Source organism: Marinospirillum sp. (assembly GCF_014859565.1).
This window is the reverse complement of record NZ_JACUUA010000130.1, coordinates 1-9,938: the sequence shown is the minus strand read 5'-3', so window position 1 is coordinate 9,938 and position 9,938 is coordinate 1. Positions and strand designations below refer to the sequence as shown.

At 52.1% G+C, this 9,938-nt stretch carries 11 protein-coding genes; 7 read left to right on the top strand and 4 right to left on the bottom strand.

The genetic code is table 11. The features are described from left to right. The first annotated feature begins 182 nt into the window (after window positions 1-182). Together IBX50_RS13925 and IBX50_RS13920 are read left to right on the top strand one after the other, a co-directional pair. A complete protein-coding gene (locus tag IBX50_RS13925) occupies window positions 183-1,607 on the top strand; it encodes an amidase (RefSeq protein WP_292256797.1) in 1,425 nt (474 codons plus the stop codon). 9 nt (window positions 1,608-1,616) lie between these two features. Continuing rightward, window positions 1,617-1,823 carry a S4 domain-containing protein gene (locus IBX50_RS13920; protein WP_292256795.1) on the top strand — a complete coding sequence of 69 codons (207 nt, stop codon included), beginning with the start codon at window positions 1,617-1,619 and terminating at the stop codon, window positions 1,821-1,823. Between the two features lie 48 nt (window positions 1,824-1,871). Here IBX50_RS13920 and dapE read toward each other — a convergent pair whose 3' ends face one another. Further along, window positions 1,872-3,029: a succinyl-diaminopimelate desuccinylase gene (gene dapE, locus IBX50_RS13915; RefSeq protein ID WP_292256793.1), complete on the bottom strand. Its 1,158-nt coding sequence runs from the start codon at window positions 3,027-3,029 to the stop codon at window positions 1,872-1,874. 130 nt (window positions 3,030-3,159) lie between these two features. On the opposite strand from dapE, the gene IBX50_RS13910 reads away from it, so the two are divergent. Next, complete coding sequence (locus IBX50_RS13910) at window positions 3,160-3,792, top strand: hypothetical protein (RefSeq protein ID WP_292256791.1); 633 nt, start codon at window positions 3,160-3,162, stop codon at window positions 3,790-3,792. On the opposite strand, the gene IBX50_RS13905 is transcribed toward IBX50_RS13910, so the two are convergent. Continuing rightward, window positions 3,786-4,256, bottom strand: coding sequence for a hypothetical protein (locus IBX50_RS13905; RefSeq protein WP_292256789.1), 471 nt, complete (start codon window positions 4,254-4,256; stop codon window positions 3,786-3,788). The two genes, IBX50_RS13910 and IBX50_RS13905, sit on opposite strands and share 7 nt — an antisense overlap. Before the next feature lie 2 nt (window positions 4,257-4,258). Further along, entirely contained in the window at window positions 4,259-5,365 is a 1,107-nt protein-coding gene (locus tag IBX50_RS13900; RefSeq protein WP_292256786.1) for a hypothetical protein, read from the bottom strand. Window positions 5,366-5,455: 90 nt separating this feature from the next. Between IBX50_RS13900 and IBX50_RS13895 the strand changes: the two genes are divergently transcribed. The 4 genes from IBX50_RS13895 (at window position 5,456) to IBX50_RS13880 (ending at window position 9,254) form a co-directional block, all read left to right on the top strand. Beyond that, a complete protein-coding gene (locus IBX50_RS13895; RefSeq protein ID WP_292256801.1) occupies window positions 5,456-5,650 on the top strand; it encodes a hypothetical protein in 195 nt (64 codons plus the stop codon). Then, window positions 5,573-6,671, top strand: a protein-coding gene (prfB, locus tag IBX50_RS13890) for a peptide chain release factor 2 (RefSeq protein ID WP_366930731.1) whose coding sequence is annotated in 2 segments (ribosomal slippage) — window positions 5,573-5,647 and window positions 5,649-6,671 — 1,098 coding nt in all. Because the reading frame shifts where the segments join, the coding sequence is not laid out codon by codon here. The genes IBX50_RS13895 and prfB overlap by 78 nt, the downstream gene beginning before the upstream one ends. 3 nt (window positions 6,672-6,674) lie before the next feature. Then, window positions 6,675-8,195, top strand: a complete 1,521-nt coding sequence (gene lysS / locus IBX50_RS13885; protein WP_292256784.1) for a lysine--tRNA ligase — start codon at window positions 6,675-6,677, stop codon at window positions 8,193-8,195. Between the two features lie 63 nt (window positions 8,196-8,258). Next, on the top strand, window positions 8,259-9,254 hold the full coding sequence (locus IBX50_RS13880; RefSeq protein ID WP_292256783.1) for a zinc-dependent alcohol dehydrogenase family protein: 996 nt from the start codon (window positions 8,259-8,261) through the stop codon (window positions 9,252-9,254). A gap of 56 nt (window positions 9,255-9,310) precedes the next feature. On the opposite strand, the gene IBX50_RS13875 is transcribed toward IBX50_RS13880, so the two are convergent. Further along, entirely contained in the window at window positions 9,311-9,871 is a 561-nt protein-coding gene (locus tag IBX50_RS13875; protein ID WP_292256782.1) for a carbonate dehydratase, read from the bottom strand. Window positions 9,872-9,938: the final 67 nt, after the last annotated feature.

The window sequence follows — 9,938 nt, the reverse complement described above, 5'->3', positions numbered from 1 at the left end:
GGGTTTCAGACTTAGGGTTTCAGACTTAGGGTTTCAGGCTAGAAGCCTCACTCTGTTGGGTCAAGGAAAAGCCCAGTTTTCAGTGTAATGGATGAGCCGCACAGATTTGACCTGCAGACTCGGAAGGTCTAGGGTCAAGGTTGTAGCAGAAAATCCTGTATTCATTAGAAGGAGTTGTGCTTATGACTGGCAGCACCCGGATCGAAGGGCTCACCGCACTGGAATTGATTGATCTTTATGCCACCGGAGCCTTGTCCCCGGTGGAAGCGGCAGAAACCTATTTACGCCAGATTCATCGGTTGGATGAACAGGTGAATGCCTGGTGTTTTATGGATGAAGAAACCACCTTACAACAGGCACGAGCCAGTGAAGAACGTTGGTTGCGTGGGTTGGAAATTGGTCCGCTGGATGGTGTGCCGGTGGCCATCAAGGATGTGTTTGTAACGGCAGGCTGGCCGAATTTAAAAGGCTCAAAAACCAGCGATCCTCAGCCCTATACTGAAGACTCCCCGGTGGTAGCCAGTCTGCGCCGAGCCGGATTTGTGGCACTGGGGCGCACGACTACACCGGAGCTGGGCTGGAAAGGTGTAACAGACAGTCCACTGTGTGGTGCCACCAATAATCCCTGGGATGTGGCACAAACAGCGGGGGGTTCCAGTGGTGGTTCCGGTGCGGCAGTGCCACTGGGTATGGCGCCCCTGGCGCTGGGTACGGATGCTGGTGGTTCTATTCGTATTCCCGCTGCTTTCTGTGGGCTGGTTGGGCACAAACCCACCCATGGGTTGATTCCCATGTGGCCTGCGTCGCCTTTTGCACCTCTGGCTCATCCGGGACCCATGACCTGGACAGTCGCTGATGCCGCTTTGATGATGGATGTGATGTGCCTGTCGGATGCACGAGACACCACCCTGCCGCCGCGTGATGCTGGTGGTCAGGCATTTTCATTTCTGGAGGCGCTGGATGGTGGCATCAAGGGTTTACGCATTGCGTTCAGTCCCACGCTGGGGCATGTGCAGGTCGACCCGGAAATTGCTGCATTGGTAAAACAGGCGGCTGAGCTGTTGCAGTTGCTCGGTGCACAGGTGGACGAAGTCGATCCGGGCTTTGCTGATCCGCGGGATAGTTTTAATACCCTGTTTTATGGTGGTGCTGCCAATGCGGTGCGCAGCTTGGATGCTGTTCAGCGTGGCTTGATGGATTCCGGATTGATTGAGGTGGTCAACTGGGCGCAGGGACTTTCGATGCTGGATTATCTGGCAGCCATGAATGAACGGGCGGCCTTGACTGAACAGATGGGGCGTTTCCATGCCCGTTATGATCTGTTGCTGACCCCCAGTCTGCCGATTCCGGCCTTCACCACCGGACAGGAAGTGCCGGATGGCTGGGCTGATCCACGCTGGCCCAGCTGGACACCCTTCACCTATCCCTTCAATCTGACCGGGCAACCGGCCTGTTCGGTGCCTTGTGGTTTCACCCGTGCCGGGCTGCCGGTGGGCATTCAACTGGTCGGTGGTCGGCATCAGGATGCACTGGTGTTACGAGCGGCACACAGCTACCAGCGGGCAGCACCGCTGACCCATATCCGACCGGAGTTGTTTGACCTATAATCCGCGCCCATGCGCCTCGACCGTTTTTTAAGTAACCGCCCTCATCTCAGCCGTAAAACTGCTCGTTTGTTATTACAAAACGGGCAGGTGCGGCTGGATGGCAACCACAACACTTACAAGGTACGCTTTCAGATTGAGTTCTTGTTCCGGGATGCCAAACAGTTCTTGGGCTTGAACGACTGCCAGGCTCGACAGGCAAAGGTGTTGCGTTTTTGAGCTTCATGCTCACTTGGTCTTTATTACAAAGTGCCGTGGCGCTTGAGCTTAGGGCAGGGAGCAGTCACTGAATAGTTCCTGCAGCAGCTCTTCATAAATTTCTGACAGCTGGTTCAAGTCTTCTGCCAGTACCCGCTCATTGACCTGATGGATGGTGGCGTTAACTGGCCCCAGTTCCACAACCTGTGCTCCAGTCGGGGCAATAAAGCGCCCATCCGAAGTACCACCAGATGTTGAAAGCTGTGTTTTCTGGCCAGTCACCTTGTAAATGGCACGATCAGCCGCTTCAACCAGTGCTCCTGCTGCAGTCAAAAAAGGCAGGCCGCTGAGTGTCCACTGAATTTCATAATTCAGTCCATGACGATCCAGCAGGGCTTGGGTGCGTTGTTGCAGCTGTTCAGCGGTCAGTTCGGTGGAAAAGCGGAAGTTGAACAACACTTCCAGTTCACCCGGCACCACGTTGGTCGCACCCGTTCCGGCATGAATGTTGGAAATCTGAAAACTGGTGGCTGGGAAAAATTCATTACCTTCATCCCAAACTTCAGCCGCCAGTTCGGCCAAAGCTGCTGCAGCCTTATGCACTGGGTTATCTGCCAGATGTGGATAAGCAACATGGCCTTGCTTGCCCTTGACCAGCAGTCGTGCACCCAGTGAACCACGCCGCCCATTCTTGATAACATCACCCACCTTGCTGCTGCTGGAAGGTTCACCTACCAAACACCAGTCAATTTTTTCCTGCCGTGCTTCCAGATGTTCAACCACCTTAATGGTGCCGTTTACTGCGGGACCTTCTTCATCACTGGTCAAAAGAAAAGCCAGACTGCCCGGATGATCGGGGTGGTTCTGTACAAAGTTTTCCACCGCAATCAGCATGGCAGCAATACTACCCTTCATGTCCGCCGCGCCACGTGCACGCAGATAACCCTCAGCATCAATGCTTGGCTCAAAGGGTGGGGTTTTCCAGCGCTGCAGGGGGCCAGGGGGCACTACGTCGGTGTGCCCGGCAAAACAGAACAGTGGGCTACTCTCACCACGCCGCGCCCAGAGATTATCCACTTCCCCACAACGCAGGTGTTCCAGCTTAAAGCCCAGCGGTGCCAGTCGGGCGCCAATCAGTTCAAGACAAGCAGCATCATCCGGGGTAACGGATGGGCGCTGCAGCAATTCAAAAGCAAGTTTAAGTGTGGGGGAGAGGGATGAAGTCATAATCTATTTCTATGTCCGGGGGAGTCAGAAGATGAAAAATGGCTTATAGTTGCTGGCCTGAAAGGCGGCTAGCTTAACCGATTTCAGTTCTGCCGTATGAATTTCTGCCCCCGACTGATTTGAGTGATTAATGATGCATCGATTGTTGATGGTTTTTGTTCTGCTGCTGGGCAGTGGATTCAAGGAGACTCTGGCTGATGAATCAGCGGGGCAGCGTGTGGATAGCCGCTTTGGTGTCTCTCTATATCTGCCGGAATCCTGGCGTTTATTAACACGGGATGAGTTGAGTGCCGTGGATGATGCCGATGCAGAAAAAAAACTCGATCTGCCTCCAGCAATGCGAGAGCGTTTATCTGAGCGTGTCCGTGGTGGCGGTTTGGAACTTATTTTTAACACTCGTGATACCGCCAGTGGATTTTTTAACAACATCACCCTGTTTGAAACCCGCGACCAAGTGCCTGAAGCAGCGGCTCAGATCAAGTCCACCTGCGGCGCGTTGCCTGGGTTGTTAAGTCACACTCTGGGTCGCAGTGTATTGCTGGATGAATGTCGCGGGTTGGAGGTGGGTGGTTATCCGGCCTTTGTGCTGGCTTATGCCGGTAATACCGAGCAAACCCGTATTGTGCAGTACATGCTACAGCTGGAGCAGTCCCGCAGCCTGGTGCTGACACTGACTTACCACCAGGAGAATCCGAAAATTCTTGCGGATTTTGAATTGCTGGTACAGCGGTTGCACTTGCTTGAGATGGAATCACCTCAGTAATAAATACCCTGTGGATCCTGCAGCTCAATACGTCCGGCTTTGATCTGTTCTTCCATTTTGCAGTGAAAGGGTGCGAGAACCTGGCTCAGCTCTTCTGCGGGGGTCAGGCTTCTACCCAGATAAAGTGGCTCTTCCTCCACTTGGCTGATACGCCGTTGAGACAGATTGGCACGCAGCAGGTCTTCCATTTTTTTGCCCCGAAACATTCGCAGTAAGCAAGCTGTTGCCGCCAGACTGGCTTCCTGCAGTAATGCCTGACGCTCACGAGGTGCCAGCAGTAGCAGGCTTTCCAAAAGCTTATGGTGGAAGGCCTCAATGATTTTTTCAGTGCGCAACTCACTGTTATCCAAGTGCTGATCCAGTTCAGCCATCAGTTGCAGACCTTGGTGCAAATTAAGGCTCAGGGTTAGGGTCTGGTCTTCCAGATGCAGCTGGCCGTTGCGTACATAGGGCTCAAGGCTCATGATTAGCGTCCTGTTTGTTGCGGGGTTTTCAGCTGTTTAAGTTCGTGACTCAGGCGTGACATCAGCGCACGTATTTCCGTCAACTCCAGAGAGCCCGGATGCTGCTTCTGCATCTGCTGGAAAAAACGCTCCGGCAGAATTGTTTCCAGTCGCTGGAGTAGACTGAGCGCTTGCAGCTGATGGCAGGCGGCAAACAGCTGTGCCAGCCTTTCTCGTGACAGGCTTTTTAGCATCAGTTGCAGTAAAGGCGCAGGTAGCTCACTGATGCTGGAAAGAAAGCTTCTGGCTTTGTCTTCCAGTGCCGGGCTGGTTGGTGGTTGAGTGACTGGCTGATGGTGGCGCAGATCCATCAGCAACTCTATACGACGCGCCAGCCCCAGCAGTACCCACAAAGGCTGAGGGGGAAATTTTGTCAGAGTGGATTTTAATAGTTCTGCATCATTAGGCAGGTTTACCAGTAGCCAGTTTTCCAGTTCCTGCCAGCCTTCACTGCGTGCCAGCCAGAGCAACAATACCTTTTCCTGCAATTCGAGCTGTTTCAGGGTGCGACGGCTGTTTTCTTCCGGCAAGGATGGCAGTACATTTAAAAAGCTGTGCAGATTTTTATATTCTTCCAGTGCAAAAGCTGGATCAAAATCGGCAGCAGGCAAGTCTGCCAGGCTCTTGCCGTATTGATTTTTCAGCAGCGGATGCAAAGCCTCCAGTGCCAGCACCACCTGCTGCACAGGCACAGCGCCAGTCGTGCTGAGTTGATCATCTAGCAGCTCAGTGGTTTTGCGTGACAAGAGCTGGTGGATACGATCTGACAAGGCCGGTAATTCCCGCTCTGCATAGCGCACCAATGCGGGTAGGTGATCGGTACTGTAATCATTGAGCAGTTCTCGTAACAGGTCCTCCGGCATCCATAACAGGGTATCAGCCAAGTATCTCAGGCTTATTGCTCTGGCCTGACGAACTTCCCAGTGACTGCGGGGCAGGTGCAAAGCGTGAAGCAGTATTTCTGCCAGACTTTCTCGCAGAGTCATAGCCTGCTGATGAGATAAGGCTGCATGACAGTAACCCAGTTGCAGCTCCAGTTTATCCGGCGTTGCGGAAACGCGTATCTCCATAAATGACATGACCCTTGAGCAGTGGTTTGATCCTGATGCATAGTGTAGCGATTCATATCTTTGATAACAGCCATCAAGGCGTTTTTTTGCTTGTCGCTACAAGATAAACCCGTCTGGTGGTGGAGTTGCAGCAGTGGCTTGGGTAAAATGGCGGGTTTAGTGCTATTTCCCTATTTTTTGCCTACAACGCTGGAGAAGGCCTTCCCCATGCTGGAAATCAACCCGCTGGTCAGTCTGATCAAAAACCTGCAGGAGCGTTCCGACGTTCTTAGGGGGTATCTTTGACTACGCCACTAAAAAAGACCGTTTAGAAGAAGTCACCCGCGAACTGGAGCAACCCGACGTATGGAATGATCCCGAACGCGCCCAGGCACTGGGCAAGGAACGCTCGCAGCTGGAAACCATTGTCACTACGCTGGATGCCATGGATCAGGGGCTGGGTGATGCCAGTGACCTGCTGGAACTGGCTGCTGTTGAGGATGATGAAGACACCTTTAACGCCGTAAGTGCCGATTTGGTCGGTCTACAGAAGCAACTGGAAGGACTGGAGTTTCGCAGGATGTTCTCCGGGGAAATGGATCCGAACAATGCCTTCCTGGATATTCAGGCTGGCTCCGGTGGCACCGAGGCTCAGGACTGGGCCAACATGCTACTGCGCATGTTCCTACGCTGGGCGGATGAGCATGGTTTTAAATCCGAGATTGTGGAGCTTTCTGACGGTGAAGTGGCTGGTATCAAGTCTGCCACCGTGCGGATTGAAGGTGACTATGCCTATGGCTGGCTGAGAACAGAAACCGGTGTACACCGTTTGGTGCGTAAAAGCCCGTTTGATTCCGGTGGTCGCCGTCATACCTCGTTCAGCTCGGTGTTTGTATCCCCTGAGGTCGATGACAGCTTTGAAATCGACATCAATCCGGCGGATCTGCGTATTGACGTGTATCGTGCCTCGGGTGCCGGTGGTCAGCACGTTAACCGGACAGAATCTGCGGTGCGCATCACTCACGTACCCACCAATACCGTAGTGGCTTGTCAGTCCGGTCGTTCGCAGCACCAGAACAAGGACTTTGCCATGAAGCAGCTGAAATCTCGGCTGTTTGAGCTGGAAATGCAAAAGCGTAATGCGGAAAAGCAGAAGCTGGAAGACTCCAAGGCCGATATCGGCTGGGGCAGTCAGATCCGCTCTTATGTACTGGATGATTCCCGTATCAAAGATTTACGTACCGGTGTGGAAACACGCAACACCCAGGCCGTGCTGGACGGTGACCTGGACAAATTCATTGAAGCCAGCCTGAAGCAGGGTCTTTAAATCATGACAGATGCAACTTCTCAAGAAATATCCACCAGCTCATCCTTGCTGGAAGACGACAACAAGCTGATAACTGAACGTCGTGGCAAACTGACTGCACGCCGTGCTCAGGGTAATGCTTTCCCCAATACTCATCGCCGTGATGCTTATGCCGGTGATCTACAGCGTGAGCTGGGTGACAAAAGCAAAGAAGAATTAGCTGAGTTGGGTCGTCGTGCCAAGGTCGCCGGGCGCATCATGCGGATGCGTGGCCCGTTTATCGTGATTCAGGATGTCAGCGGTCAGATCCAGCTGTATGTGGATAAAAAAGAACTGGAGGAAGCTCAGCGTCTGGACATCAAAACCTGGGATCTGGGTGATCTGGTGTACGCCGAAGGTATTGTGCACTTGTCTGGCAAAGGTGATCTTTATGTTTCCATCGAACAAAGCCAGCTGTTGACTAAAAGTCTGCGCCCGCTGCCCGACAAGTTTCATGGTCTGGCCGATCAGGAGATGCGTTACCGCCAGCGTTATGTGGATTTGATTGTTAACGCTGAATCTCGCCAGTGTTTTGAATTGCGCTCCAGAATCATCAGTGGCATCCGTCGTTTTATGGAAGACCGCCGTTTTATGGAAGTGGAAACACCCATGCTGCAGGTGATTCCCGGTGGTGCCACCGCAAGGCCGTTTATTACCCATCATAATGCGCTGGATCAGGATATGTACCTGCGTATTGCGCCAGAGCTGTTCCTTAAGCGTCTGGTGGTGGGTGGTTTTGAAAAGGTGTTTGAAATCAACCGCAACTTCCGTAATGAAGGCCTGTCCACACGCCACAATCCTGAATTCACCATGATCGAGTTTTACTGGGCTTATGCAGATTACAACGATCTGATGGATCTGACGGAGGCGCTGTTAAAAACCCTGGCAGAAGATGTGCTGGGTACAACCCAAGTACCTTATCAGGGTGAAGTGTATGAGTTTGGTCAGCCTTTCCAGCGCCTGAGCATGAAAGAAGCCGTGCTGAAATACGGTGAAGGCATTCAGGCCAGTGACCTGGAAAGCCGTGAAGCCGCTGCTGCAGTGGCCGAGCGCTTAAAAATCAAGGTCAAGGATATCTGGGGTCTGGGTCGTATTGTCACCGAGATTTTTGAAGAAGTGGCAGAACACCAGCTGCGCCAACCAACCTTTATCACCGAATATCCGGCTGAAGTTTCACCGCTGGCGCGTCGTAATGATATCAACCCGGAAGTGACGGATCGTTTTGAGTTCTTTATTGGTGGTCGGGAAATTGCCAACGGCTTTTCCGAGTTGAATGATGCCGAAGATCAGCGCGATCGTTTTCTGGAGCAGGTGGCGGAAAAAGAAGCCGGTGACGATGAAGCCATGTTCTATGATGCCGACTACATCCGTGCGCTGGAATACGGCCTGCCACCCACCGCAGGTGAAGGCATCGGTATAGATCGACTGGTGATGATCTTCACCGATAGCCCATCCATCCGTGATGTGTTGTTATTCCCCGCCATGCGCCCGGAAGCCGAGGGTTAATATAAGCAGGCTAAACTTGAGCAACGAACGACTCTAAACCCAACTAAAAAAAAGAGCAAAACAATGCGCGCAATGGTGATTCATCAACCCGGTGGTTATGAGGTATTCCAGCCTGCAGATATGCCGGACCCTGTCACTGGTGCAGGCCAGGTACTCATTCGTGTCAAAGCCTCCAGTGTTAATCCGCTGGAGTTAAAAATTCGCTCAGGTCAGGTGGCAGCAGGACCGGAGTTTCCCGCAATACTTAATGCTGATGTGGGCGGTATTGTTGAGCAGGTCGGTGAAGGAGTTTCCCACTTCAAGGCAGGAGATCAGGTGATTGGGTGTGCCGGTGGTTTAAAAGGCACACAGGGTGCATTGGCAGACCTGATGCTGGTGGATGCACGTCTGATCACCCATGCACCGAATAATTTGCCGTTAGAACAAGCCAGCACCTTGCCACTGGTATTCATGACTGCCTGGAGTGCGCTGGTTGAAAGAACCAATATCCAGCCCGGTGAAAAGGTTTTGATCCATGGTGGCACTGGAGGTGTTGGACATGTAGCCATTCAGCTGGCCAAAGCACGGGGTGCAGTGGTTTACACCACCGTTTCTTCAGATGAAAAAGCAAAAATTGCCAAATCACTGGGAGCTGATGAAGTGATCAACTACAAGGATGAAGGTGTAGCGGCTTATGTAAAACGCCTAACGGATGGTAAAGGTTTCCCGGTCATTTTTGATACTGTAGGTGGTTCGTGTCTTGATGAGAGTTTTCAGGCCGCCAGCATGTCCGGACGGATTGCATCAATTAATACCCGATCCACCCATGACCTGTCACTGATGCACGGCAAGAACCTGACTTTGCACGTGGTATTCAGAGCCTTGCCTCTGCTGACGGGGATGGATCGTGAGGCAGAACCGGCACGCTTGGCCGCACTAACCCAGCTGATTGAGGCAGGAAAGATCAAACCACTGCTGGCTGAAAAAAGTTTCAGCTTTACTGAAATTGCCAAGGCACATGCCTATCTGGACAGTGGCAAAGCGATGGGCAAGATTATGTTAACCCATCAAGGCATATAACCAACAAAGCGCCTTCGGAAAATCCAAAGGCGCTTTTTTCGATCAAAAGAGCTAAATCAGAATTCGTTACTCAAGGCTTTGTAACCTCTAACCAGCTCAATGTTTGCCGTGACCACTGACTCTGAAAACTCAGAAACTGAGGCTTGTACTCTTGGAACATCATCCAAGCTGGATCCCTTGCTGAGCTGCATGGTGGATGGCACGTAAAACCCTGGCGGCAAGTCACAGCCATCAATCACCGCATTGTGTCGCACCGCACAACCATCACCGATCTCACAGTTAAAAACCACACTGTTAAAACCGATAAATACTCGGCTACCAATTTTGCAGGGGCCATGAATAATTGACCTGTGCGCAATTGAGGTGGACTCCCCAATTTCAACGGCACCACCTGCCTTGGAGTGGATAACCACACCATCCTGAATATTCGAGTTGGCACGGATGATTATTGGATCCATATCACCCTGTTCATTAGTCTCATCCGCTCTGATTACTGCATATGGGCCAACAAACACATTGTCTTCAATGATGACCTTGCCACAAATGATGGCGGTATTATCTACATAAGCACCGGGATGGATTTGGGGCATATCACCATTGGGGTTACGACGAATCATCTTGAATCCTCAGACATCAGTTAAAGCTGGGTAGCTTAACAGAAGAGTCTTGTTGTTGTTTAAAAGC